This is a genomic window from Ensifer sp. B1-9, from assembly GCF_050474445.1.
Lineage (GTDB): Bacteria > Pseudomonadota > Alphaproteobacteria > Rhizobiales > Rhizobiaceae > Ensifer.
In genome coordinates this window covers 34,012-58,128 of sequence record NZ_JBCHVG010000016.1, presented here as the reverse complement: position 1 = coordinate 58,128, position 24,117 = coordinate 34,012, and the positions used below count along the sequence as shown (strand labels likewise).

Here is a 24,117-nt window from a genome sequence, read left to right as displayed (position 1 = left end):
AATCTAGTGGGAAAAGACGGTTCAGACGCCGTTAGCGACGTATTCGTCTCACCACCGTTTCGGGACCGATCGGCGCGGAATCGAGATCCACCTCGAGGAACCCGTGCAGGATCATCGATGCAAGGGATGCCACCGGGTTACTTTCCCGGATCGTGTTGAGAGCGTCGGAGACTGTAAGCGAGCCCTGTTCGTCGAGCGCGGCCAAAAGCCGAATCCTGTCTCCAAGAGCCGGCTGGTGGTTTCCGTATCGCAGCAAGTCCTTGGCATTGCGCAAGCGATGCCCATCGTAAAGTTCGTCCGGCAGCACTTTTCGGTAGCGCAGCGAGTTCTCACGCGCGGCCTCGGCAATGCCTCCGTAGCGTTCGTCAGACCGCCTGTCGGGAGCATCGAAGAGCCAGCGTTCGCCGTCTTCATTTTGAGCGAGGAAATCAGCCACGAACGGTTGGTCGCCGACGACGATTGCCTGCGGCATGCAAATCCATGTGACAACCGAGGGGTTGATGTCCAGCAGGCACGCCAAGTCGCGTGCTGTCTGAGAACGGAACATCGGCAACCCGTCACATTTTACCGTGCATGTGGGAGAATAGATTCGGAACGTTGCTTTCGCCTTGGCAGCAGCAAGCGCTCCACGAACGATTTCGGAGCTCATGACAACCTCGAATTCAAATACGCATCGACTTTCTCCCGTAAAAACGGGAAAACATATCAACGTATTCGGGTTATCAGGCGCGAAATGTACAACATGTCTCAAAAAGTAATGGATTACGTGCCCTGTGTCAATATTTCATGATAGCACCTAATTTCTGATATCAGTTATTATTTGGTGCAATCACTTCATTTTTTACTTGAAAACCGAAGGCTACGATATTATATGTTTCTTTCCTAAAATACACTCGCGAGCCAGCTGAATAACTCAGCCTGCGGAAGGACAATTCCGGCGGGGACCTATACGTATAAATTGGAATTATTCTACAACTCTCCGCCGGAGATAAACAATTACCTTGCTCGGCTCTATCAGGAATGGACCAACAAATGCACACCGGCAACATACAGAAGACAAGTAAACAGCTGCCGATTTAGCCTCTGTAGACGCGCGCCTACCCGCCGCGACTACTAGCTTGCGGCAGCCCAGTGGACCACCAACACCTGGGGTTTGGTAGAATGACGAAAACTTCCTCCATTGTTCCGAAACAGCGCCAAGGCTGTCGATTCGGCCTTGCTGAGCCGCACGCGTGGCCACGATCGTTGATCACCCTTCCCGCGGGTGAGAGCCTCGCCCTCCATAACTCGTCAATGGCGCGCCACATAATACGCATGGCCGCGTAGTCATCAGGCATCGGGCCTGCCCACTTCCACATGACGAGCACTAGCGCGCGTGCCCTGCACGCGGGAAGGATGAGCCATGACCCCCGAGTTTATCGTGCGAACGATCCACGAGCGTCGCAAAGGCATCGACATGATCTCCATGCCCTACAAGCAGGAGACCCATTTCGCGACTGTCCCGAAAGTTCGCCCCACTCACGTCGAACCCAAGCCAGGAAGTTGGGAAATACGCCAGTAAGGAAGAAGCGGCGGATGTCGAGGCCATCGAGTGGCGTCAGCAGGTCACCATTCTGGAATCCGACCGCAACATTGCCCTCCGAAACACCCCGAACAGGAAGCCCGTCGAAGAACGGATGAGCATCGTATCCAACCGTCCCACGCTACGCGAGCATGGGACGGACGCCGCCCATCGGCTTGAGAGCGATCTCGAAGCAGGCGCGATGGAGATTTTCATGGCCCGCCACGATGTCGTGGCTGTCCGCGTGCAAGTAGGGCCGTTCGACTATCGTCGGAACGGCAAGATCCATCGCCACTACGCCGACCTCTGTGTTCGGTATCAAAACGGCTGCTGCGTTCTGTACCTGCTCCCCCGGTCGGTCGAGTTCGAGAATTCCGGAAGAATACGCGCGCTCGATCACGTGTAGTGCTAGTTCCAAATCCCACTGACGACTGCCCAAGATGAGTCCCACACGCGCGGTTTGGCTCGCTGTCTCGAGGTCCTCGAAGAGCTAGCGGCCAGTCGACAAAAGCGCCGCCGTAAGTAGGCAGCGTCAGAGAGTTTCGGCCTTCGCGCTACCCACGAATACCCAGGCCTTCGAAACTACAAGGAAATGCTCTGGCCACCCCCTTCGGACGGCCAGAGCAGTTTTCAAATTTTAGAGGAACCCGATCGATATCCAAGGCACCATGGCCACCAGCCCCAATCCGAGCACCAAGGCCACCATGTATCCCCACAGAGGCTTAATACCCTCCGCCGGATTGACTCGGCCAATCGCGCACGCCGCGTAGTATCCAACGCCGAACGGTGGAAGGAAAAGGCCGACGCCCATCGCCAGGATAACGACCATCGAATAGTGGACATCGTGGATACCCAGTCCCTTGGCGATCGGGAATACCAACGGAGCGAAGAGCACGATCGCTGGAATGCCCTCAAGCACGCTTCCCAGGATGATGAACGCGATGATGGACACGAACATGAACATCGGAGCGCCTCCGGGAAGGCTACCCATGGCCTCAACCAGGCCACGCGAGAAGCCGGACTGCGTCAGGCACCATGCCACCGCTGTGGCAGCAGCGATGATGAACAGGATTGCGCCCGATAGCACCGCGGTGTCGATCAACATTGGGCCAACACGCTTCAAATCGAACTGCCTGTAGATCAGCAGCCCTACCAGGACCGAGTATGCGATGCCAATAGTCGACACTTCTGTCGCGGTAGCCACGCCCTCCACCACCGCAGTGCGGATGATAAACGGCAGGGCGAGCGCCGGAAACGAGATCAGGAAGGCGCGGAAGATTTCCTTACGCGGGGCTTTGCGGAAGCCGGACATGTCCTCGTTTCGGTAGCGCCACCATACGACCACGCACAGCATCAGGCCGCACACCAGTGCAGGCAGCAACCCGCCAATGAACAGCGCCGAGATCGAAACGCTCGTCACGGAACCGATCGTAATCAAAACCAGGCTCGGCGGAATGGTTTCGGTCTGTGCGCCGGTGGCGGCAAGCAGGGCGACGAGGTCGCCGGGCTTAGAGCCTCTTGCCTTCATCTCCGGAAACAAGGCCGGTGCTACGGCGGCCATGTCGGCTGTCTTCGAACCGGAAATGCCGGAGACGAGGTACATTGCCGCCACGAGGACGTAGCAGAGCCCGCCCCGGACATGCCCGAGGAGCGACGCAAGGAAGTTCACCATGGCCCGCGCCATACCTGTCACCTCCATAAGCATCCCGAGCAGTACGAAGAGCGGGACCGCAAGGAGGAGCAGATGCGACATCCCTTCATCTAGGCGACCGGCGATGACTGTGAGCGGTCGGCTCGTGCCAAGTGCGACATAGCTGATCGCCGCCAGAGCGAAAACGAACGCAATCGGCACTCCACTGAGAACGCCCAGTCCGATGAAGACGACAAAGAAGAGGATCAGGTTCCAGTTACCCATCGCGAGGATCAGAGGCTTCGCAGCTAGTGCCAGCCCGATGATGCACACGGCGATCAGCACCCCCACGACAAAGTCCGTGAGCTTTATGCGCCGGACCGCATCCATGACACCCAAGAGGACCATCAATCCGAGGCCGATCGGCAAACCGAAGGATCGCCATGCAACGGAAATCTCCATCGCAGGTGTCACGACCGGGATTTCGTGGAGGGCGTAGGTCGTAGCCTTGGGCAGCAGCAATACGCAGACTGCGAGGCAAAATACCAGTGCGGCCACCTCAAGCCTGGCGCGGGTGGCAGGTGCCATCGCGTCGGCGATGGCACCCATTCTCATGTGCTGGCCTCGATGAAAGGCAAGGACCGCGCCCATCATCGAGAGCCATAGGAAAAGCATGGATGCAAGCTCGTCGGACCAGACAAGCGGCTCGCCCCATACGTAGCGGGCTGCGACGCCCGCCGAAAGCACGCCAACCTCGACAACAACCAAGGCTGCCGCCGCCCACTCGACGACGCGAACAATACCCGTCTCGATTCTGGTCAGCACCGGCCATGACCCGGCCACCGGGTGGCTCATGTTCGCAGATGTGGTCATCGTGGCGCCTCAGATCAGCTTGCCGGAGGTGGCTTCCAGCACCGACCAGGCTTCTTCGCCGAAACGTTCCTTCCAGTCGGCGTAGAACGAAGAGTTCTGAAGCGTAGCGCGGAACTGCGCGATATCCACGTCGATGAACTCGAGCCCCTTGTTCGTCAGCTCTGTCTGGAGTTCCGAATTCAGCTTCTCGACATCCGCGCGCTGCGTGAGGGCCGACGCGTTGATCTCGTTCACCACGATGTCGCGCAAATCCTCGGGGAGCATCTCGAAGTTGTCGCGGTTTGCCAGAATCCAGAAGCCGTCCCACATGTGATTGGTGCGCGACAGGTACTTCTGAACCTCATACATCTTCGCGAAATAGATGCCGGCGAGCGGGTTTTCCAGGCCGTCAGCTACGTGTGTCTGCAGAGCGGAATACGTCTCGCCCCAGGGGATCGACGTCGGCGCAGCGCCGAGAGACTTGAAAAGGGAGGTCCAGAGGGGTGCAGGCGGGACACGGATCTTAAAGCCCTTGAGGTCTTCGGGCGACTTGATCGGTTGAGCGAGCGACGTCGTCTGGCGGAAACCGTTGTCCCACATCTTTTCGAAGGCAACAAGGTTGACCTGCTCGAAGGCGCCGCGGATGTTGCGGCCGAGATCGCCGTCCACCGCTTTCCAAACCTGACTGTAGTCATGGAAGGCAAAACCTACGCCGGTGATGGCGGCTGCGGGAACGAGGGTCGCCGCGATCAGCCCCGTTTGCGCCAGGAAGTCCAAGGCACCGGAGCGAAGCTGGCTGAGCATATCGGCGTCCGTTCCAAGCTGACTGGCCGGGAAGACCTGGATGTTGACGCGACCGTCGGTCCGTTCGCTGATCTTCTTGGAAGCCTCGTTCATCCTGGTGTTGAGCGGATGGTCAACGGGCATGATGTTGGCAAATTTGAGCGAGAACTCTGGTGTGTTGGCGCGCAAAATGCGTGGGGCAGCCATAGCTGCCGAAAGCGCAACAGAACTTGCAATAAATGTACGCCGGCTGATGCTAATCATTGGTTCCTCCTCAAAACCCGCATTGATCGATCCTGAAGCACCCCAGGGCCTTCCAGCGTCAAGCGCCTTCTCCTCGGAAACCCACTGCGGTGCGGCCGTGCTTGATCACAAGATGAGCAAAGCGTTCCGTCTAACGCGGAACCTCTCCTCCTTCACGGCTTGATGCAAACTAGGCGCTTAGCCAGTCATTCCACAAATGAAATGGTGCGCACAATTGATGAGCTGAACTCAGGCAACAATCGCCCAACATCGAGGAAAACCGCAGAATATGCTCCTCGAAGGCATCAGCACATGAATTCAGATCACATGTCCGCGGAACGATCTCTTTTGAAATGGCGGTGAGCGGCATGGTAACCGCTCAGTTGGAGGTCAGCCCTGTTTTCGTTCAGGGTTCGGCCGAGTTGCACGCGCATTCCGGAGGAAACCTGAGGTGCACCAAGCTTTAGAACCGAGTCTCAGCCCAGCGAGCCAGCAGAGCAGACCGTCGATCGGATTTATCGGACTGGGATCCATGGGGTTACCCATGGCGTCCCATCTTTCGAGAGATGGGTTCGCCGTGAAGGGCTTCGATATTTCAGAAAACGCACGGACGAGTTTTGGGGAGAACGGCGGGAGATCCTTTTCGAGCGCTGTCGACGCAGCCGCTGGCGTTGGTGTGCTGATGTTGATGGTCGTGAACATCGCCCAAGCACATCAAGCGCTGTTTGAAGGAGGCGCGCTGGCCAACTCGGCCGAAGACTGCATCGTCGTGCTAATGTCGACGTGCCCCCCTGGTGATGTCGAAGCATTGGCAAGGGATGTGAACGCTCAGGGCCGCCGTTTCCTGGATGCTCCTGTATCGGGCGGCGTCGCCGGGGCACGCAAGGCGTCGCTTTCCATCATGGTGGCTGGCGACAGGTCGAGTTACGACGAATGTCACAATCTCTTCGAGGTGCTTGGGTCGAAAATCTATTTCCTCGGCGAACGACCAGGACAGGCGTCGGTCGCCAAGGCCGTGAACCAGTTGTTGTGCGGGGTGCATCTGGCGGCCGCAGCTGAGGCACTCGCCTTGGCCGAGAGGGCCGGGCTCGATACGGCAACCGTGCTTGAGATCGTGTCCGGGTCAGCCGCTGCCAGCTGGATGCTCAACGACCGGGGGCAGCGCATGCTTCAGAATGATCCGGAGGTCACCAGCGCTGTCGACATTTTCGTAAAGGACCTCGGTATTGTGCTTTCCGCCGGGTCTTCGGCAAAAGCAGCGCTGCCTTTGGCATCGGTCGCCCACCAGTTCTTTCTGGCTGCGTCCGGTCAAGGCGCAGGGCTGGCCGATGACAGCCAGGTAATTCGGGCATATCGAAACATGACCGCAGGAAAGAGGGAGGAAAAGAAATGACCACCGAGATCAAGAGCAACTACGCGCGCTTGTCAGAAGTCACGATGCACTATCTGACTGCGGGCTCCGGCGAACCGCTCGTATTGCTGCACGGCGTCCCGCAGAGTTCGCACGAATGGCGGCACGTCATTCCATTCCTCGCAGACAAATACTCGATTATCGCTCCCGATCTGCGTGGCCTCGGCGACACCTCGCGTCCGATGCACGGTTACGACAAGAAGACTGTCGCAGCGGACGTCTGGGAGTTGCTGTCAGAGCATCTCAAAGTCGACAGCTTTCACCTGGTGGGACACGATTGGGGTGGCCCCGTCGCGTTTGCCCTCACCGCGCAGCACCGCAAAGCCGTAAAGAAACTGGCTATTCTCGATGTGACTATCCCCGGAGATGGCGCCGAGATGTCGCAAGGTGGCCGCCGCTGGCATCATCCCTTCTTTCGAACACCTGACCTGCCTGAGGCAATGTTCGGGGGCCGTGAACACATCTACCTTGAGTGGCTATTCGACAACTACGGGAGCCGGACCAACGTCCTCTCGCAGGAGGACAAGAACGAGTACTTTCGGACGTATCTCAAGCCAGGCGGCTTCCGCACGCTTCTGGCCTACTACCGAGGCTTCCCGACTGACGTGAAGGACAATGAAGCTTTCCTCGCAGAGGGCGGGAAGTTGGATATGCCAGTGCTAGCTCTCGGCGGCGACAGCGGCTTCGGCCGCGGGATGGAGACCCTCGAGTCGCTTGAACGCGTGGCGAACAATGTCCGGGGTGGCCTCATTCCAAATTCCGGACACTGGGTAGCCGAGGAGGCCCCTGAGTTTATCGCTGAAGAACTCAGGAAGTTCTTCGAGTAGCCTCGGGCTCCCTAGTATCGGTGGCGCGCGCCATCCTCCGGCCGCGCACCACCGATGCCGCTACCCGATCACTCGCTCCGCTGCCGCAGCGAATCCTCGTCGTCTTTCAGGGCATCTTCGATCCACTGACGAAACAGGGCGATCTTGGGCGTTCGTGCCCGCGAACGCAGATAGACAAGGCTATGACAATTGATCATCGCACCTTCGAGCCCGAACGGCGCGACCAACCTGCCGCTCTTCAGGTCCTGGTGAACGAGCATGAGGCTCTCCAGGCAAACCCCTAGACCATCGGCAGCGGCATTGATTGACATAAACGAACGGTCGAACCGAAGCCCGCGATCCAGGTTCAGCTTCACACTATGGTCATCCGCCCAATCCTGCCAGCGATAGAGATTTACTTCTGAGTGGATCAGCGGAAATCTGGCAAGGTCCTCCGGCGTACGAATACCGTTTTCGCCTTCGACAAGTGCCGGGGCGCAGAGCGCGATGATCGGTTCAGAAGGAAACGGCTCAACTGCGATGCCGACCTCTGCGGGCTGCGTTCCGTAACGGATATCGATGTCCACCGTGCCGGTCCGCAACTCGGCCGGATCGCCCGACGCGTGCAGGCGTAAGTCAATCTCCGGATATTTGGCGCTGAAACGTGCGAGGCGCGGCATCAGCCATTGGGACGCGAGACTGACCACCGAATGGATGTTCAGGATGTCACTCTTGCCTTTGTTGGTGAAATTGCGTGTGGCGCTCTCGATCCGCTGAAACGATGCGCTGATTTCCTCTGCATAAACCCGGCCAGCATCGGTCAGCATGATTGTGCGACCTGATCGATGGAACAGCGCAATTCCCAGCTCAGCCTCCAATGCGGCCATCTGATGGCTGACAGCTGACGGGCTGATGCTGAGCTCCTCCGCCGCTTTGCCAAACGACCCGAGGCGCGCAACCGACTCGAGTACCTGCAGGGAACGCAGCGAAGGAAACTCACGCATGGTCATATCAATTCCCCCCGTAGATATATCTAGCCCGGCTGGCACCGTTGATGGCAACGTATGCCCGGCCAAACTGCGTCAGTTCCTCAGTGTTTTGACCCACATTGCATGAGCCTCCTTAACACAATCTTCAATTAAGGTGAATCTGCTTCATCATTCAGGACATCGAATTCGCTTGTTTGGAGAAGCATAATTCAACATTTTCCCTGACCAGGAAGGGCCTCAGGTCTTTGCCCTACAGGGAGGAATACATGACAGACCGGATAATATCAGCGTCGGGCGCTCCGTATGACGGTCACAGCCGGGGCGCGATGTTGGACAGCATTGCCAAGATCGGCTTCACGCATTTTGAGCCCGCATTCATCGTTGGATACACCGAGCCGTTCGACGAGACGGCTTTTTCCTCGTCACAAGCGACTGATTGGCTCAAAGCAATCACTGCCGCCGGCCTATCCTGCCACGCGTTCTCGTCACACATGGATCTCGGGTTCGAGAATTCGGTTGAGGTTTTCACAGGTCGCATGGAATTTGCGGCCGCGCTCGGCGCGAAAGTCATCGCGACCAATGCAGCTGCGCGGTCGCGGGAAGCGTCGTTCTTTCGCAACATCGACGTCCTTTTAAGGCGCGCAGAAGCGCTTCAGATCACCATCGCACTCGAGAACCCCGGCGACGGTAGCGACAACGTCATCAACACCGCGAAGGACGGTGTCGCACTCGTCGAGCGTCTCGCTTCGCCGTTCCTCAAGCTGAATTACGACGCCGCGAATACTGCCTCCCATCGACCCGATATGGAGCGACTGGCAGAAGACGCGATCCTGGCGCTTCCCGCATCTGCCCACGCCCACATCAAAGATGTGCGTCGGACCGCGCAAGGGTGGTTCTTCACACCGATCGGCGACGGTGAGGTTGGCTGCTCACGCCTGCTAAGTGCAATCGCCGCGTTGGCAAGCTTCCCTATAAGTATCGAGTTGCCATTGCGCCTGCATCGCGGAGCCGATGCTCAGCCTGTCCGCCGATACGACCCGGTACCGCTGGCAACCATCGAAGAGGTGCTCACCCGTTCATTGAAGAACGTACGGAAAGCACTCGGAACAACTCAATAAAGCAGTGTCTGGAGGAGGACGCGATGCAACGTTTTATCAACAATCCCGACGAGGTGGTCGAGGACACCGTCAAGGGCTTCGTCAAGGCTCACTCCGACATCGTTCGCCTGGCTGACAACCCGCGCGTGGTCGTCGCCAAGGGCGCGCCGGTTGCCGGCAAGGTCGGTGTCGTCACCGGCGGCGGCTCCGGCCACGAGCCGGCCTTCATCGGCTACACCGGCCGCAACATGCTGGATGCCGTTGCCGTCGGCGAGCTTTTCTCTTCACCGACCGCCAAGAGCTTCCACGATGCGATCCGTGAAGCCAATGGCGGCAAGGGCGTCGTCTGCCTCTACGGCAACTATGCCGGCGACAACATGAACGTGAAGATGGCGACGAAGCTCGCTGCCAAGGATGGCATCGAGGTGCTGACCGTCGTTGCCAATGACGACGTCTGCTCGGCACCGCCGGAAGAGCGCGAGAAGCGCCGCGGCGTGGCCGGCGAGATCTTCATGTGGAAGATCGGCGGCGCCAAGGCGGCCGAAGGCGCAAGTCTCGAAGAGGTGCGCGCGACCGCGCAGAAGGCGATCGACAACTGCCGCTCGATCGGCGTCGGCCTTGGTCCCTGCACGCTTCCCGCCGTCGGCCATCCGAACTTCCAGATCGAGCCCGGCACGATGGAAGTCGGCATCGGCCACCACGGCGAACCGGGCGTGCGGGTCGAAGCGCTGAAGACCGCCGACGAAGTCGCCAAGGACATGTGCCAGATCGTGCTCGACGATCACAACCTGGCGTCAGGAACGGAGGTTGCGGTGCTGGTTTCTGGCCTCGGGGCCACGCCGCTCAACGAGCTCTATATCCTGAACGATACGATCGAGAAGGAAATCACCGCCCGCGGCCTTAGCATCTACCGCACCTATATCGGCAATTACTTCACATCGTTGGAGATGGTCGGCGCTACGCTGACCGTGCTGGCACTCGACGACGAACTCAAGGCGCTCCTCGACGTCGAGGTCCGCTGCACCACCATCCTGTGAGGAAGGAAGCGCATCATGCAAACGTTTAGCAACGCCAATTCAGGCGCGATCGTGCTGTCGCTCGCAGAACGCATCATCGAGAACCGCGCCTATCTGAGCGAGATCGACGGCAAGATCGGCGACGGCGACCACGGTATCAACATGGCCAAGGGCTTCGGCATGGTGGCCGATCGTCTTAGGGGCAAAGAACTCTCGCTCGCGACCGCACTCGACACGTTGGGCACTGTCCTGATGACCGAGATCGGTGGCTCCATGGGTCCGCTTTATGGCGTGATGTTCACCGAGTTTGCCGAGCAGATTGATGATGTTGAACACATCGACAACGAAGCCTACAGCCGCATGCTTCATGCCGGCCTAGCGGGTATCCAATCCATTGGCTCCGCCAAGGTCGGCGACAAGACACTGATCGACACGCTTGTACCAGCTGTCGAGGCTTTCGACCGGGCGACAGCAGATGGAAAGTCGTTCGGCGAAGCGTTGGCAGCGCTGGTTACCGCTTCCGAGGCGGGTCGCGATTCCACGTTTAACATGGTCGCGCGCATCGGCAGGGCCAGCCGGCTCGGCGAGCGTTCGCTCGGAGTGCTCGACGCCGGCGCAACTTCGTGCGCGATCATTCTTAAAGAACTGTCAGAAGGTGCGCGCCGGAGGCTTCAGTAGGCTTCCCATCCCTTCCCTGTTGAGCCTTCCATGCCGGGCTCGACCGGCGCTTCTCGGCGTGATGAGTGCGCCGATTCACTAAACTGGCCGTTGACCGGGCATCGCCGAAAGCGCCAGCTAGGCTTGCAGGGGGCTACATGCAATAATACCCATATAGGTGAACATTGCTTGGAGAATCATGGAGGGGAACTCGTCCAGCCGACCTTTTCGCATCCTCAGCCTCGACGGTGGGGGCGCGAAGGGATTCTATTCGCTTGGCGTTCTAAAAGGCATCGAAGGGATGCTGGGCTGCCGCCTCCATGAGCGGTTTGACCTTGTGTACGGGACCAGCACAGGGTCGATCATCGCGGCACTTATTTGTCTCGGCTTCAGCGTGGACGAGATCCACGCGCTCTATAAAGACCACGTTGTGAAAATCATGCGGCGGAGGTTCCCATGGACGAAATCGAAGGCATTGGAGGAGCTATCGGCCGAAGTTTTCCAGGGCAAGAAGTTTCCGGATTTCAGGACCGACATCGGTATTGTCGCGACACGCTGGGCGTTTGAGACGCCGTTGATCTTCAAAACCTCAGTCGATCAAGCCCACGGCGACCATGGAACGTTCGAACCAGGGTGGGGCTGCACTATCGGAGACGCCGTTCAAGCGTCATGCTCGGCCTACCCGTTCTTCAGCCGGAAGCTCATCCTCACCAGCGACGGTCAGAAAATCCTTGCCGCAGACGGCGGCTTCTGCGCCAACAATCCCACGCTCTACGCCATCGCCGACGCCATCGAGGCATATGGAGTGCCAAGAGCAAACGTTCGGGTCGTCAGTATCGGTGTCGGCTCATACCCAGCACCGAAGCGCTACACGAGCATCGCCCATTGGGTGGGATACCTCTTCACCGTGCGCTTGTTACAGAAGGTTTTGGAAATCAACACAAAGTCTATGCATCAACTTCGAAGCGTATTGTTCAACGACGTCCCAACGATCCGCATAAGCAAGACTTACAGTGAACCAAGCATGGCGGCCGATCTTTTCGAGGCAAACCACGACAAGTTGGATCAAATTTATCAACGCGGCCGCGAGTCGTTTCGCGAGTACGAGGCCGATCTGAAAAAGTTCTTCTAAGGGTGTGAAATGGCCATTCCGGAACGTCAGCTTGAGACATGGTCGCATCAACCCGCAGCCGGCCCATCTCGGGACACCTACAGAGCGGTAAAGGAAGTTTTGGAGGATTGGAGGGCACCCTTCGCGGACAAGCGGCCCAACGTCTTTTTGCAGGGATCTTATGGAAATGACACCAATGTCGCTCGCGAAAGCGATGTTGACGTCGTATCGATGATTGATACCACCTTCGCTCATGACGCCGACACACTGAGAACCGAACAGTACGAGGCCTTCCAAGGCGCCTACAAGGGTTCCGCAGCGTATTCATACCGCCAATACAAAGCGGACGTGACGGCGTGGCTCATCACCAACTATGGAAAAGAAGTTACGCCAGGGAAGAAGGCAATTTTCATCCCTGCGGGAAAAAACCGAAGAGATTGCGATGTGCTGCCGGCCATCGAGTATCGATACTACTATAGCTTCAAATCCCTGACCGATCAGTCCTATGCGAGCGGTATCTGCTTCTATCTGCCAGACGGAACGCAGATTGTGAATTATCCAAAGCAGCATTCAGCCAACTGCACGTCAAAACACCAACAGACAGACTCGTGGTTCAAGCCAACGGTACGGATCTACAAGAACATGCGGAATTGCATGATAGATCGGAGAGTACTGCCGGAAGGAATTGCACCATCATACTTCATCGAAGGCATGCTCTATAATGTGCCGACCGAGATGTTTGGCAAATCTTTCCAAAAGACGGTCGCCGCGACCTACGACTTCATAGCGCAAGCGGATCGGTCCCAGTTCAAATGCGCGAATGGGATACATAGCCTCCTTGGAAGTACGCCGGTTACGTGGAGCGCAACCAATTGCCAGACATTCTTGGATGCACTACTCAGGCTTTGGCGGGAGTGGCGCTGACACCTTCAAGCCTGCTCATCAGTTTCCGAAGTTTCGGTCTCGGAGCCAACTTTCCCTAACTTCGCATTTCACTCAGCACGCTGTCGCCGGTCCAAGTGTGCTCCAGCCATTGTTTGAAGGCGCTGACCTTATGCGACCTGAGCTTTGACCGGATGTAGCATAAGCTGTGGCAACGAAGGTTGGGGCCTGTCATCCCGAAGGGCAGAACCAGATTTCCTTTTTCGACGTCTCTGCGCAGCAGCCTGAAGCTTTCCAGGCAGACCCCGCGGCTTTCGACGGCTGCGGCGATAGACATGAAGGCGTCGCGGAAACGGGGTCCCCGGTTCACGTCGATCGCGAGATTGTGGTCCTTCGCCCATTGATGCCAACTGTATAGCGTTTGCTCCGACTTTATAAGCGTGTGCCCAATCAGATCAGAGGGTTGGCGGATTTTCTTTTCCTTCGCTGCGAGTTCCGGGGAGCACGCGACGACAATTGTTTCCAGCGGAAATTCATCAACCGCGATCGAACCCAGACGGGGCACGCTTCCATGAGAAATCTCCACGTCCACTGAGCCGTCATGGAGCATCGATTGGTCGGTGGAAGAGATCAGTCTTATTTCGATCGAGGGATGCCGCTCTTCGAACATCGACAGCCGAGGCATCAACCACAACGACGCCAAGCTCGGGGAACAGCCGACACTCAGCACGTCCGCGCTGTTGCGACGGGATACTTCATCGGTGGCGTTCTCGATCATCGACAAAGCTTCCGATAGATGACGGTGGTACTGCTCTCCGACTTCGGTCAGGGAAACCGTCCGGCCAATGCGGTGAAACAGCTTCTCCCCGAGGTCCTCCTCCATCAATCGAATTTGGTGGCTGATAGCCGAAGGCGTCAGTTGCAGTTGAGCAGCTGCTTCCAAGAAAGATCCCATCCTTCCAGCGGCCACAAACGATTGTATCGCACGCATCGAAGGAACCGAAATCATGGCTTCTCCGATCCCAGATTGCCTCGTCTCCTTCTACCGGGCCTCGTCATATCGCGGCGACCTTGCGGGCTGAGCGATGTCCGGTACCGGCCCTGGTCGCCTCTCCGGCGGCGATGCGCTTGATGTCGCCAAGCACTTCGGAGAAATCGCTGAGCCCCGACGTTCCGAACCCCATGTAGACCTGTTTGTAGAGTTGATACAGTGTCTCATAACGGCCACGGGTCGCGGGATCGGGTTCGAATCTTCTATATCCAAGGCACATCGCGGACTGTGCACTCTCGACAGATGCATGATCCTTGCTTGCTATGCTTGCGAAGATGCTCGAGCCAAGCCCCGTCGGGATGCCGTCTGGCACGAGTATCGGTTTTCCGAGAACGTTCGCGTAGATCTGGTTCAGGAGAGGGTTCTTCTGCGGGATGCCGCCTCCGTTGATGACGCGGTGTACTGGGACACCATGTTGTTCCATCCGCTCGAGAATGATCCTCGTGTGAAATGCGGTGCCTTCGATCGCGGCATACAATTCGTCCTGGGCCGTATGGCCGAGATGCCAGCCAATCGTCATGCCGCCGAGGTCCGACCGAACCAGCACGGTTCGGTCGCCGTTATCCCACGAGAACCTCATCAATCCCGTGCGTCCACCTTCAAGCGACTCTAGCCCTTCGGACAGCCGCGCCACCGAGGTCCCCGCGCGTCTTGCGATCGCGTCGAAGATGTCTCCGGTCGCAGAGAGCCCGGCCTCCACGCCGACAAGATCAGGATGCGCACTGCCCGGAACGACGCCACATACGCCCGGGATCAGTTTGACGCGTTCGCTAACCGCGATGATGCAAGTCGAAGTGCCTATGACATTGACGACGTCGCCGAGGCGGCATCCGGCGCCGATCGCGTCCCAATGGGCGTCGAACGCTCCCGCCGGAACTGGGATGCCCGCCGGCAACCCGAGCCGCTCCGCCCAGTACGGGCTAAGGTGGCCTGCGACCCTTGCCGACGTGAGATAGGTGCCGCCAATCTTCTCGCGCACTCCGTCGAACAGCGGATCTACCCGGGACAGAAAGGCCTGCGACGGCAGACCGCCCCACTTGGAATTCCACATCCATTTGTGTCCCATGGCGCAGACGCTACGGACGATTGAAGAGCTGTCCGTTGCGCCTGTGAGCACGGCCGCCGCCATATCGCAGTGTTCCACGGCCGTCGCGAAGCGTTCCCGCAAATCCGAGTTGTGTCTCAGAAAATGGAGCAGCTTCGCGAAGCCCCACTCATGCGAATAGGTTCCTCCGCACCACTCGATCGCCTCGAGGTGGCTCTCCTTCGCCACCGCCGTGATTTCTTCGGCCTCCGCCTTTGCCCGGTGATCGCACCAAAGATAATAGTCGCCTAGTGGCTGAAGATTTCTGTCCACGGGCAACACCGAGGATCCGGTCGTGTCGATCGCCAAGGCGCGCACTTCCGAGCCTTTCATCCCGCATTCCCTCAGCGCACCACGCACGGCAAGCACCAGTGCGTCCATATGGTCCGCGTGAGCTTGCGTCGCATGGTCAGGATCGGAGCGGAGTTTTTTGAGCGGATATTCAGCGACGGCCGTCCCGAGAGGTCCGCTCTGGGTGTCCGCCAAGGTCACGCGAACGCTCAGCGTTCCAAAATCAACACCTGCTACTACCGACATGACAGTTCCTACTTTGACCGTCCAGCTTGGCCGTACGTCGCCGACTGGCCGTGCTTGCGCTGGAAGTGGCGCTGCAAAAGCGCGCTCGAGATTTCCGGGTCATCCTTGCTGATCTGCCGCGAGTGAAATGCGATCCTCGCGACCGCCTCTAGCATCTCGGCATTGTGAACCGCGTCGGCTGCGTCGGTACCCCAGCAAAACGGACCGTGGTCGTTGACCAGGGCAGCAGGTATCGACAGTGGAGGCTTGTTCCCCAACGCTTCAACGATCACCCTGCCCGTGTTGCGGACGTAATCGTCGCCGATCTCATCTTCCGTGAGTTGCCTCGTCACCGGAATAGGGCCATTGAAATAGTCAGCATGGGTCGTACCCATCGCCGGAATGCCTTGCCCCGATTGGGCCCACGCTGTCGCGAAGAACGAATGGGTGTGCACGACGGCTCCGATTGACGGGAAGGCCAGGTATAATTCGAGATGGGTGTCGAGGTCCGAAGACGGGCGTAATTCTCCGTCCACGATCTTTCCGGAGAGGTCGGTGACAACGATGTCGCCGACGTTCATGGCCTTGTACGACACGCCGCTTGGCTTGATCGCCACCAGCCCCTGCTCGCGGTCAATGGCGCTTACATTGCCGAAGGTCGAGATCACGAGACCGCTCTCATAGAGCTCAAAGTTTGCGTCGAGAACCGATTTGCGCAGTTCGGAATACTTCACGGTCGCCTCCTTAGGACTTCTGACGTCGGTTGAACCGGTCTGCGGCGACGGCGATCAGGATGATGGTTCCGATGACGACCTGGTGCCAGAAGGTGTTCACGTTGAGGAGGTTGAGCGCGTTCCGCACGACCGCCATAAGGACCGCTCCTACGGCGGTTCCGAGCAGCGTGGCGCGGCCTCCGGAGAGTCCCGTTCCCCCGATGACGACGGCTGCAATCACGTCGAGTTCGTACCCCTGCCCCGCTTCCGGCATGGCGGCCTCAAGGCGAGAAGTCAGCAGGACGCCCGCGAATGATGCTAGGACACCCCCAAGTACATACACTCCGATCCTCACCTTGTCGGTCGGTATACCGACCAGTCGCGCGGCGTCAGGATTGCTTCCGATCGATAGGACGAAGCGACCGAACCGGGTGTAGTACATCAGATAGTAGGCAACTGCGAAGACGATGACGGTGAGGATCACGGGAACCGGGATGCCCACGAGATAGCTCTGACCGATTACGCGAAAGGCGGGATCGGAAGCACCTACGATCGGGATGCCCTGGGTGTAGACCATCACTATGCCACGGCAAATGACCATGACGGCCATCGTCGCGATGAAGTCCGTGATCCCGATCTTGGTAATCAGTATGCCGTTCACGAAGCCGATGACCGCACCGACGGCAATCCCTGCGGCACAAGCGATCGCGACGGGATAGCCGAGCACGATGAGGTTTGCAGTGGCCAATCCAGTGAGCGCAAGCGTGGAACCGACCGAGAGGTCGATACCGCGCATACCGATGACGAAGGTAGCCCCAAACGAGATGACGGCGATCGGCACAGCCTGTCGGAGCACATCGGTCAAATTGCCGACGGTGAAAAAGCGTGGCGCGGCGAAGCCGAGGGCTATAAGCAAGACGGCGAACGCGACGAATACGCCAGCGTTGCCACTGTTACGGCCGAACTTGAGAGCCGGCCACGCACGGGTGACTGCGACGTCAGACATTGTTTTCTCCCTGGTGCTGAAGGACTTTCGGCGACCTGACTGTGTGCAGGGCGAGCGTCTCTTCCTTCGACGTGGCGGCATCCACCACGGTTGTGATCTTTCCTTCGAACATGACCGCGACACGGTGGCAGAGCCCGAGAAGCTCCGCGTTGTCCGCCGACACGACGAGAACCGAGCAGCCGTCCTTCGCGGCCGCTTGAATGAGTGCGTAGACTTCAGATTTGGCGCGCACATCGACGCCACGCGTGGGTTCCTCGAGCATAAGAAGCTTAGGCCCTGTCAGCAGCCAGCGAGCCAGCAGGACCTTCTGCTGATTGCCGCCGCTCAACGAGGTGATTTCAGCGTGCGGGCCGTTGCATTTCACGCCGAGCTTCGCGATGTAGTCCGATGCGACTTCACGCTCCTTGCTCGGATTGAGCGTCGCTTTACCGATGGCCTTTAGGTTGGCGATCGAGAGATTCCAGGCGACGGATCGTAGCGGGAAGATGCCCTCCGTCTTTCGTTCCGCCGGGAGGAACGCCATCCGGGCGCGGATGGCGTCCACAGGGTCTTTGATTTCCGCTGGGCTTCCGCCGATCCTTATCTCGCCAGCGTCGTAAGGGTGTTGACCGAACAGGGACCGAAGCAGTGCGCTTTTGCCCGACCCTTCGAGGCCCGCGAATCCGAAGATTTCCCCTTTGGCGAGCGTGAACGAGATGTCCTCGAACGATCCCTTCTTCGTCAAGCCGCGCACTTCCAGCGAAGGTTCGGACTTCGCAGGGGCACGGGGAGGAAACTGCTTTGCAAGCGAGCCACCGATCATCGCGCTGACGACCTTGTCGACATCAAGACCGGCCGTCGGATAGTCGGCGACGGTATTGCCGTCCCTGAGCACCATCACCCGGGTACAAATGCCGAGAAGCTCCTGAATTCTGTGTGAAACATAGATGATCGCCTTACCGGCGCTCTGGAGTCTTTTGATCGCCGCAAACAGCTGCCTGCGTTCGGCTTCCTCCAGTGCCTCGGTCGGTTCGTCCATGATGATGATGTCGGCATTGGTGCCGAGAGCCTTCGCGATCTCGATCATCTGCCTGTGCGATAGGCTCAGTTCGCGGACGGGACGGTCGACCGGGATATCGACGCCGAGATCTTCCGTGAGTATGCGGCGAGCCTCTTCGCGCATCCGGCCGTGATCCAACGGGGCCAATCCGAAACGCCCGCGAGTGAGTTCCCTGCCCGCGAAGACATTCTCGCCGGCGTCGAAATCTGGGAAGAGGCTAAGCTCCTGGTATATGATCGAAATCCCGGCATCCGCCCCTGCGCGGGGATCATCTAGGTCGACGACATCGCCGCGAACGGAGATCGTGCCTTCATCGCGGCCATAGGCGCCGGCGAGAATTTTCATGAGCGTGCTTTTGCCAGCCCCGTTTTCTCCCACCAGACCCAGGACCTCTCCCGGATTCAGGACCAGGTTGATACCGTTAAGCGCTAGCATGTTGCCGAAGCGCTTGCTGATGCCCTTCATTTCCAGAAGCGGACTCTGCGTCATCTCGTTCACCCCTTGGGAAGAAGCGGCCCTCCAGCGAGGGCCGCTGGTTGGTCACATCTTCTGCTGGGGGACGTAGACGTAATCGTCCTGATTGAAGGTCTTGATGTTCTTCAAGTCGTAGGTCGTCGGCGCGATGAAGATTTTCTTTGGCAGCGGATTGCCTTTCATCACGAACTCCTCGACCGCACGAATGATGTTGCGGCCCTCCTCCTTCGCACCCGTGTCGACGGTCGCAGCGAAATCGCCCGTCAAAATCGCGTCGTTCGCTTCCTTCATGTTCTCGTAGCCGACAATAGCGACCTTGCCGTTCAGCCCCTTGGCCTTGAGTGCCTGGAGACCACCGAGGGCCATTTCGTCATAGAGGGCGACGAGCACGTCGATATCCGGATGAGCCGTGAACATGTTTTCTGTGACTGACAGGCCCTGAGCGCGGACCCAGCCAGCAGGCTGCTGTGCCACGATCTTGAAGTTCGGGTGCTTGGAGATGATCTCGTTGAACCCCTTCATGCGTTGGCTCGTGTGCGGGCCCGGCAGACCCTCGAGGATGCCGACGTTCAGCTCTTTGTCGCCATAAGTGTCGACCATCCACTGCGCCTGGGCGCGGCCGCCGTCAGCCTGGTCGTAGCCGATATCGCTGACGTAATAAGGATTGTCGGCGACCGGGGAGTTGAAGAGAAAGACCGGGATGCCGACTTCGGTCGCGCGTCGGATCGACGGCAGGAGAGCACCCTCGTTGTACAGGGCGACCGCGATCGCGTCGACGCCATCGTTGATCCAGGCTTCCATTGTCCTGATCTGGTCGTCGGTGGCGGACTGGCTGCTCGGGGCCTGTACGAGAAGCTCGATGGTTTCACCGCCGCCGCGCTTGTCGATCTCTTCCTTCACGCCGGCAAGAACACGCTGGTAGTATGTATCCATGGCCGTCGGAAGGAAGCCCACTTTGAGCGGACGGTTATCCTTCTTTACGGGCTTCATTTCCTGACCCGTCGGCTTGATGTCCTTGTCCATCAAGATTCCGGGAAACACAGCATTGTAGTCGGGCTGCTGTGCAAGAGCTGACTGGAACGAAACGACCGATGCGATCGCTACGGCGGCTCCTAGTAGAGTACGTTTCAGATTTGTCACGTGATCCTCCCTGGTTGTGACAAGACGCGGTCCTCCCGTCCGCGGGCATTGCCCGCGGAGGTATTCGTTTGGTCAATGTGGTCAGCGGATCAGAGGCCAGGCGCTATGGTGAAGACCATGCGGATTGGTCTGGAGCCATAGTTCAGGCATTGGTAGTTGATGTCAGCCGGCAGGAAGAACGCCTCCCTATCCCGGATGTGGAACGTCTCATCGCCATCGGCCACGTAGAATGTTGCAGGCCCCTCGAGGACATAAAAGATCGCGTCCCCCTCGTGGCTGTTCGGCTCACTGGCGCGGGGCCCCACGCCTCCGACTGGGATCACGATCTCACCCACGTGCATGTAGTCGTTCGACACGCACATCTCGAGCAGGACGGGGTGGTCCTGGCCGAAAATGAGGTTGAGCCGATCCTCCCGGGCGACCTTGACCAGTGCACCAGTCTCGCGCGCTTCCGCACCATCGACCGGGTATTTTCCAAGTTTTTCGAGGCTCATTTGGAAACCCTCCGTTCGGACTTGAAGAGACGGGTCGCACCGAAATAACCCGTCGGCGGTCCGTTCTCGTCCCAAATCTTCGGAGCGATGCAGAACAGGATCACGGCGGCTTTGTCCGTGAAGTTGTAGCCGCGATGAGGCACGCCCATCGGGATCAGGATTGAATCACCCGGCCCCAAGCGCTCCGTGTGCCCTGTTTCGGGATTGAGTAGATGTACCTCTCCTTCGAGGACATAGTAGACCTCGTCGCCGGCATGAATGTCTGCAGGATCGAAGTTACTGCCAGGAGCAAGTTGATAAATGCCCGTAGTCATCTTGTCTGTGCTGGCGAGCAGGTAATTCAGGTCGCTCGTATACGGCTTTGCGCCCGTATAGATGAACATCTTGAACCGATCGGCTGTAAGATGATGAGGTCTTTTCTCGCCCGGAGGGAACGGGAAGTTTCCAAAGTACGCGGGAATGGTCATCGTTAGCGCCTCAGATCTTCAGTTCCGCTAGCAGCGCCTTGAGCAGACGCCAGGTGGAGTCGACGGTCGTGTGGTTAAGGCGCTCGCGCGTCGTGTGGACGTCAAACGCTTCCGGACCGATTGAGAGCATGTCGATGTCCGGGACCTTTTTGCGGAACAAGCCAAGCTCGAGGCTCGAATGCGAGACCTCAACATGCGGGCGTTCACCGAATTCCTTCTCGTAGGCCGCGCGTCCTGCGGCAAGCATTCGGGAATCCGGATTGTACGGCCACTCCGGGCAGTCTGCGAACGTCTCAACCGTCGCACCTGTTCCGACGACTTCGGACAACTCCCGGATTTTGTCTACGATGTTGTACCTGCGCGAACTGATGGCGCTTGGGATCGTAGAGACGATTTCGATGCGGTCCTGGTCGTTGGAAAGCAACGCGACCGTGTTCGAACTTTCGACGAGATTGTCGACGACTAGGCTCCGGCTTTGAACCCCGTTTGGAAGCAGGTTCATTGCCGAGACCATCGCCTTCGCTGTTTCCGGCGCGAAAACGGCGCCCGTGTCGATATCGGTTTCGGTCAGCGTGACCTTTAGCTCGGGATCACTGACGGAATACTCCGCTGCGATCGCCTTCCCTTCGGCTTCGATTGCGCTCTTCAGCTTGGGGAGGCCGGACGCGTCGAGTGAGATGACCGCTTCGGCTTCACCCGGAATGACGTAGCGGTTCACGCCGCCATTGACCTGGATCACGCCGATATTGCTGTTCTTCATCGCGAAACGTAGCAGGCGGCCGAGAAGCACAATGGCGTTTGCGCGTTCGAGATGAATGTCGAATTCGGAATGCCCGCTGCTGAGACCGGATACGCGGAGCACCGCTGCTTTCTGCCCGGCGGGGCGATCCCGCCATTCGAGCGGTATCTTGAAGCGCGCAGAGATGTCTCCGGCGCATCCGGCAAACAGAGATTTCGGGTCATGCCAGTTCATGTCGAGCAGGCGCTTACCCGTCAACTTCGAGCCGTCGAAATGCTGCGCACCACCCTTCCCGACTTCTTCCTGCACGGTCAGCACCACTTCGAGTGGCGGATGCGGGATGTCGTCGGAGGCCAGAAGCGACATGGCGAGCGCTACGCCGACAGTGTTGTCTGCCCCCAGGGTCGTTCCCGTACCGTGAATAAAATCGCCCACGACACGCAGCTTGATACCTTCGTTGGCGAAGTCGTGCTCGACGCCTTCGTCGCTTTCGCAGACGATGTCGGTATGACCGTGAAGGATAAGAGTTGGAGCATTTTCATAGCCAGGAGTGCCGGGCTTTCTGATGAGCAGGTTCCAGATTTCATCCTGATAAACCTCGAGGCCTCGGACCCGGGCGAAATTGGCGATATGGTCGCTGACCTGCTTCTCGTTGAACGAACCCCGTGGGATCGCACTAAGCTCTTCGAAAAAGCCGAAGAAGATCGCAGGCTCGAGCCCCGCCAGGACAGCGTTATTACGCGATCCTACTGACGCTTTTGCGGAAATATTCACTATAGTTCCTCCAGATTCGAATTCGCGCAAAATCGTCCCGTTTGCGGAATAGGACTATTCCACATTGAAGACGCCTATTTACTGCGCGTTACATCAGATTGTCAGGCGATCTCCATCCCGATTGCCTCCGCGTATGAAACATCGTCCGATCCGGGCGCTATTTCAAACGTAATATTTGGCGAAATAGGTGAGGAAAATTCACCTGAACGCGTCGACCGGCAAAACATCGCCTACGGCGATGGCCGCTTTCAGCGTGAAGGAATGTCCGCGTCGTTACAGCGCTGCGTAAGTCTCGTCGCGGCACCCACTCCCGAAATTGAACGGAATCCGTCGAACTGCTCGCTCTGGTATGTTGACCACATCAACAAATTCGTTAATGTATACGTTATCGGATGCACAAACCGAATTCATTCGATTATCGCACTTTGGGAGGAGTCAGATGTCTTATCATTTTCGCAAGTCCGTCCGGACTTTAGCTACGGCGGCCGCTCTGTTAGCGGGCGTGTCCTTTGCTCATTCAGCCTATGCGATCGATATCACCCAGCAGATCAGCGACATCGAGAAGCATCCGGCTCCCGGCCCCAACGGCGAGCCGGCGACGCTTGCCAGTGACCTCAAGCTTACCCCTGAAGAAATCGAGCAGATAAAGGCCAAGCACGCCAAAGCAGCGATCGTCATGCACTACACCGCCTCCGACTGGGCGAAGGCACAGATGGCCGGACAGAAAAAGGCCCTCGATGAGCTCGGCATCGAAATCGTTGCTGTAACCGATGCCGGCTACCGCGCAGAACAACAAGTTGCCGACATCGAAAGCGTTATGGCGCTCAAGCCGGATATCATGATCAGTGTTCCGGCCGAACAATCCGCCACAGCCGCCGCTTACAAGAAGGCGGCCGAAGCCGGTATCAAAATCGTCTTCCTCGACCAGACCGGCGCGGGCATGCAGGCCGGCAAGGACTATGTCAGCTTGGTCTCTTCCGACAACCGGGGCATGGGAAAGGTCGCTGCCCTCCTGATGGCCCAGGCGCTCGAAGGCAAAGGCGAAGTCGGCCTGATCCCGCATGCTTCTGACCTCTTTGCCACCAAGGAGCGAGTGGTCGGCTTCAAGGAGGCGATCAAGGACTTCCCGGACATCAAGGTCGTTGAGGAAAGCGGCGTAGGCGGCCCGAATTTCGCAGGCGAAGCAGAACGCGTGGCGTCCGCCATGTTGACCGCCCATCCGACCCTCAACGGGATCTGGGCCGTCTGGGACGTCCCGACCGAAGGCGTGCTTTCCGCAGCCCGCTCCGTCGGCGCATCGACTGACCTCGTAATCACGACATGCGATCTGGGCGTAAACATCTCGCTCGACATGGCAAAGAAGGGCTACGTCAAAGGTACTGGATCGCAGCGCCCCTACGGCGCAGGCTATGCCGAAGGCATCCTCGCTGGTTACGCTCTGCTCGGCAAGGAAGCCCCGCCATACGTCGTTCTTCCCGCGCTAGCGGTGACCCGTGACAACCTCCTTGAGGCATGGCCTCTTTCCAACGGCGATCAAGCTCCCGGCATCCTGACGAGCGCGATGAACTGACCGTAACGGGGA

The 24,117-nt window shown here is 58.4% G+C and carries 23 protein-coding genes; 10 read left to right on the top strand and 13 right to left on the bottom strand.

Going from position 1 to position 24,117, the window contains the following annotated elements:
• Positions 1-31: 31 nt before the first annotated feature.
• Positions 32-649, bottom strand: coding sequence for a hypothetical protein (locus ACQ5BM_RS27300; RefSeq protein WP_429818088.1), 618 nt, complete (start codon positions 647-649; stop codon positions 32-34).
• Between the two features lie 753 nt (positions 650-1,402).
• On the opposite strand from ACQ5BM_RS27300, the gene ACQ5BM_RS27295 reads away from it, so the two are divergent.
• Entirely contained in the window at positions 1,403-1,561 is a 159-nt protein-coding gene (locus ACQ5BM_RS27295; RefSeq protein ID WP_429818086.1) for a hypothetical protein, read from the top strand.
• 115 nt (positions 1,562-1,676) lie between these two features.
• On the top strand, positions 1,677-1,967 hold the full coding sequence (locus tag ACQ5BM_RS27290) for a hypothetical protein (RefSeq protein ID WP_429818084.1): 291 nt from the start codon (positions 1,677-1,679) through the stop codon (positions 1,965-1,967).
• A gap of 231 nt (positions 1,968-2,198) precedes the next feature.
• Here the strand turns inward: ACQ5BM_RS27290 and ACQ5BM_RS27285 are convergent, their stop codons facing one another.
• Both ACQ5BM_RS27285 and ACQ5BM_RS27280 read right to left on the bottom strand, forming a co-directional pair.
• Positions 2,199-4,064 (bottom strand): TRAP transporter large permease subunit, encoded by a 1,866-nt coding sequence (locus ACQ5BM_RS27285; protein WP_429818082.1) that lies wholly within the window; start codon positions 4,062-4,064, stop codon positions 2,199-2,201.
• Positions 4,065-4,073: 9 nt separating this feature from the next.
• Positions 4,074-5,090, bottom strand: coding sequence for a TRAP transporter substrate-binding protein (locus ACQ5BM_RS27280; protein WP_429818080.1), 1,017 nt, complete (start codon positions 5,088-5,090; stop codon positions 4,074-4,076).
• Positions 5,091-5,613: 523 nt separating this feature from the next.
• Here ACQ5BM_RS27280 and ACQ5BM_RS27275 point away from each other — a divergent pair.
• Together ACQ5BM_RS27275 and ACQ5BM_RS27270 are read left to right on the top strand one after the other, a co-directional pair.
• A complete protein-coding gene (locus ACQ5BM_RS27275) occupies positions 5,614-6,462 on the top strand; it encodes an NAD(P)-dependent oxidoreductase (RefSeq protein ID WP_429818078.1) in 849 nt (282 codons plus the stop codon).
• Positions 6,459-7,307 carry an alpha/beta fold hydrolase gene (locus ACQ5BM_RS27270; protein ID WP_429818077.1) on the top strand — a complete coding sequence of 283 codons (849 nt, stop codon included), beginning with the start codon at positions 6,459-6,461 and terminating at the stop codon, positions 7,305-7,307. Before ACQ5BM_RS27275 ends, ACQ5BM_RS27270 begins: the two co-directional genes overlap by 4 nt.
• Positions 7,308-7,375: 68 nt before the next feature.
• On the opposite strand, the gene ACQ5BM_RS27265 is transcribed toward ACQ5BM_RS27270, so the two are convergent.
• A complete protein-coding gene (locus ACQ5BM_RS27265; RefSeq protein ID WP_429818075.1) occupies positions 7,376-8,296 on the bottom strand; it encodes a LysR substrate-binding domain-containing protein in 921 nt (306 codons plus the stop codon).
• Between the two features lie 245 nt (positions 8,297-8,541).
• Here ACQ5BM_RS27265 and ACQ5BM_RS27260 point away from each other — a divergent pair, with 245 nt between their 5' ends.
• From ACQ5BM_RS27260 to ACQ5BM_RS27240, 5 genes are all read left to right on the top strand, one after another.
• Complete coding sequence (locus tag ACQ5BM_RS27260; protein WP_429818073.1) at positions 8,542-9,393, top strand: sugar phosphate isomerase/epimerase family protein; 852 nt, start codon at positions 8,542-8,544, stop codon at positions 9,391-9,393.
• A 23-nt stretch (positions 9,394-9,416) separates the two neighbouring features.
• Complete coding sequence (locus ACQ5BM_RS27255) at positions 9,417-10,409, top strand: dihydroxyacetone kinase subunit DhaK (RefSeq protein WP_113540300.1); 993 nt, start codon at positions 9,417-9,419, stop codon at positions 10,407-10,409.
• Positions 10,410-10,424: 15 nt separating this feature from the next.
• A complete protein-coding gene (dhaL, locus tag ACQ5BM_RS27250; RefSeq protein ID WP_429818072.1) occupies positions 10,425-11,066 on the top strand; it encodes a dihydroxyacetone kinase subunit DhaL in 642 nt (213 codons plus the stop codon).
• A gap of 178 nt (positions 11,067-11,244) precedes the next feature.
• Entirely contained in the window at positions 11,245-12,177 is a 933-nt protein-coding gene (locus ACQ5BM_RS27245; RefSeq protein ID WP_429818070.1) for a patatin-like phospholipase family protein, read from the top strand.
• Between the two features lie 9 nt (positions 12,178-12,186).
• The gene (locus ACQ5BM_RS27240; protein ID WP_429818068.1) at positions 12,187-13,080 is read left to right on the top strand and encodes a nucleotidyltransferase domain-containing protein; all 894 of its coding nucleotides are present in this window, start codon (positions 12,187-12,189) and stop codon (positions 13,078-13,080) included.
• Positions 13,081-13,135: 55 nt separating this feature from the next.
• On the opposite strand, the gene ACQ5BM_RS27235 is transcribed toward ACQ5BM_RS27240, so the two are convergent.
• The 9 genes from ACQ5BM_RS27235 to ACQ5BM_RS27195 form a co-directional block, all read right to left on the bottom strand.
• Positions 13,136-14,047 (bottom strand): LysR substrate-binding domain-containing protein, encoded by a 912-nt coding sequence (locus tag ACQ5BM_RS27235; RefSeq protein ID WP_429818066.1) that lies wholly within the window; start codon positions 14,045-14,047, stop codon positions 13,136-13,138.
• A 46-nt stretch (positions 14,048-14,093) separates the two neighbouring features.
• Entirely contained in the window at positions 14,094-15,710 is a 1,617-nt protein-coding gene (locus ACQ5BM_RS27230) for a ribulokinase (RefSeq protein ID WP_429818064.1), read from the bottom strand.
• Between the two features lie 8 nt (positions 15,711-15,718).
• On the bottom strand, positions 15,719-16,423 hold the full coding sequence (gene araD / locus ACQ5BM_RS27225; RefSeq protein ID WP_429818062.1) for an L-ribulose-5-phosphate 4-epimerase AraD: 705 nt from the start codon (positions 16,421-16,423) through the stop codon (positions 15,719-15,721).
• Between the two features lie 10 nt (positions 16,424-16,433).
• On the bottom strand, positions 16,434-17,408 hold the full coding sequence (locus ACQ5BM_RS27220) for an ABC transporter permease (RefSeq protein WP_429818060.1): 975 nt from the start codon (positions 17,406-17,408) through the stop codon (positions 16,434-16,436).
• Positions 17,401-18,912, bottom strand: a complete 1,512-nt coding sequence (locus tag ACQ5BM_RS27215; RefSeq protein ID WP_429818058.1) for a sugar ABC transporter ATP-binding protein — start codon at positions 18,910-18,912, stop codon at positions 17,401-17,403. The genes ACQ5BM_RS27220 and ACQ5BM_RS27215 overlap by 8 nt, the downstream gene beginning before the upstream one ends.
• A gap of 75 nt (positions 18,913-18,987) precedes the next feature.
• Complete coding sequence (locus tag ACQ5BM_RS27210) at positions 18,988-20,061, bottom strand: sugar ABC transporter substrate-binding protein (RefSeq protein WP_429818056.1); 1,074 nt, start codon at positions 20,059-20,061, stop codon at positions 18,988-18,990.
• An 89-nt stretch (positions 20,062-20,150) separates the two neighbouring features.
• Positions 20,151-20,555 (bottom strand): cupin domain-containing protein, encoded by a 405-nt coding sequence (locus ACQ5BM_RS27205; protein ID WP_429818054.1) that lies wholly within the window; start codon positions 20,553-20,555, stop codon positions 20,151-20,153.
• On the bottom strand, positions 20,552-21,022 hold the full coding sequence (locus ACQ5BM_RS27200; protein WP_429818052.1) for a cupin domain-containing protein: 471 nt from the start codon (positions 21,020-21,022) through the stop codon (positions 20,552-20,554). Before ACQ5BM_RS27200 ends, ACQ5BM_RS27205 begins: the two co-directional genes overlap by 4 nt.
• 10 nt (positions 21,023-21,032) lie before the next feature.
• A complete protein-coding gene (locus tag ACQ5BM_RS27195) occupies positions 21,033-22,535 on the bottom strand; it encodes an aminoacyl-histidine dipeptidase (protein WP_429818050.1) in 1,503 nt (500 codons plus the stop codon).
• A gap of 439 nt (positions 22,536-22,974) precedes the next feature.
• On the opposite strand from ACQ5BM_RS27195, the gene ACQ5BM_RS27190 reads away from it, so the two are divergent.
• The gene (locus ACQ5BM_RS27190) at positions 22,975-24,105 is read left to right on the top strand and encodes a substrate-binding domain-containing protein (RefSeq protein WP_429818350.1); all 1,131 of its coding nucleotides are present in this window, start codon (positions 22,975-22,977) and stop codon (positions 24,103-24,105) included.
• Positions 24,106-24,117: the final 12 nt, after the last annotated feature.

Bases quoted from the DNA above. Each gene is read 5' to 3' on its own strand.
- ACQ5BM_RS27300 (WP_429818088.1), bottom strand. From the start codon at position 649: ATGAGCTCCGAAATCGTTCGTGGAGCGCTTGCTGCTGCCAAGGCGAAA.
- ACQ5BM_RS27295 (WP_429818086.1), top strand. From the start codon at position 1,403: ATGACCCCCGAGTTTATCGTGCGAACGATCCACGAGCGTCGCAAAGGC.
- ACQ5BM_RS27290 (WP_429818084.1), top strand. From the start codon at position 1,677: ATGAGCATCGTATCCAACCGTCCCACGCTACGCGAGCATGGGACGGAC.
- ACQ5BM_RS27285 (WP_429818082.1), bottom strand. From the start codon at position 4,064: ATGACCACATCTGCGAACATGAGCCACCCGGTGGCCGGGTCATGGCCG.
- ACQ5BM_RS27280 (WP_429818080.1), bottom strand. From the start codon at position 5,090: ATGATTAGCATCAGCCGGCGTACATTTATTGCAAGTTCTGTTGCGCTT.
- ACQ5BM_RS27275 (WP_429818078.1), top strand. From the start codon at position 5,614: ATGGCGTCCCATCTTTCGAGAGATGGGTTCGCCGTGAAGGGCTTCGAT.
- ACQ5BM_RS27270 (WP_429818077.1), top strand. From the start codon at position 6,459: ATGACCACCGAGATCAAGAGCAACTACGCGCGCTTGTCAGAAGTCACG.
- ACQ5BM_RS27265 (WP_429818075.1), bottom strand. From the start codon at position 8,296: ATGACCATGCGTGAGTTTCCTTCGCTGCGTTCCCTGCAGGTACTCGAG.
- ACQ5BM_RS27260 (WP_429818073.1), top strand. From the start codon at position 8,542: ATGACAGACCGGATAATATCAGCGTCGGGCGCTCCGTATGACGGTCAC.
- ACQ5BM_RS27255 (WP_113540300.1), top strand. From the start codon at position 9,417: ATGCAACGTTTTATCAACAATCCCGACGAGGTGGTCGAGGACACCGTC.
- dhaL (WP_429818072.1), top strand. From the start codon at position 10,425: ATGCAAACGTTTAGCAACGCCAATTCAGGCGCGATCGTGCTGTCGCTC.
- ACQ5BM_RS27245 (WP_429818070.1), top strand. From the start codon at position 11,245: ATGGAGGGGAACTCGTCCAGCCGACCTTTTCGCATCCTCAGCCTCGAC.
- ACQ5BM_RS27240 (WP_429818068.1), top strand. From the start codon at position 12,187: ATGGCCATTCCGGAACGTCAGCTTGAGACATGGTCGCATCAACCCGCA.
- ACQ5BM_RS27235 (WP_429818066.1), bottom strand. From the start codon at position 14,047: ATGATTTCGGTTCCTTCGATGCGTGCGATACAATCGTTTGTGGCCGCT.
- ACQ5BM_RS27230 (WP_429818064.1), bottom strand. From the start codon at position 15,710: ATGTCGGTAGTAGCAGGTGTTGATTTTGGAACGCTGAGCGTTCGCGTG.
- ACQ5BM_RS27220 (WP_429818060.1), bottom strand. From the start codon at position 17,408: ATGTCTGACGTCGCAGTCACCCGTGCGTGGCCGGCTCTCAAGTTCGGC.
- ACQ5BM_RS27215 (WP_429818058.1), bottom strand. From the start codon at position 18,912: ATGAAGGGCATCAGCAAGCGCTTCGGCAACATGCTAGCGCTTAACGGT.
- ACQ5BM_RS27205 (WP_429818054.1), bottom strand. From the start codon at position 20,555: ATGAGCCTCGAAAAACTTGGAAAATACCCGGTCGATGGTGCGGAAGCG.
- ACQ5BM_RS27200 (WP_429818052.1), bottom strand. From the start codon at position 21,022: ATGACCATTCCCGCGTACTTTGGAAACTTCCCGTTCCCTCCGGGCGAG.
- ACQ5BM_RS27190 (WP_429818350.1), top strand. From the start codon at position 22,975: ATGTCTTATCATTTTCGCAAGTCCGTCCGGACTTTAGCTACGGCGGCC.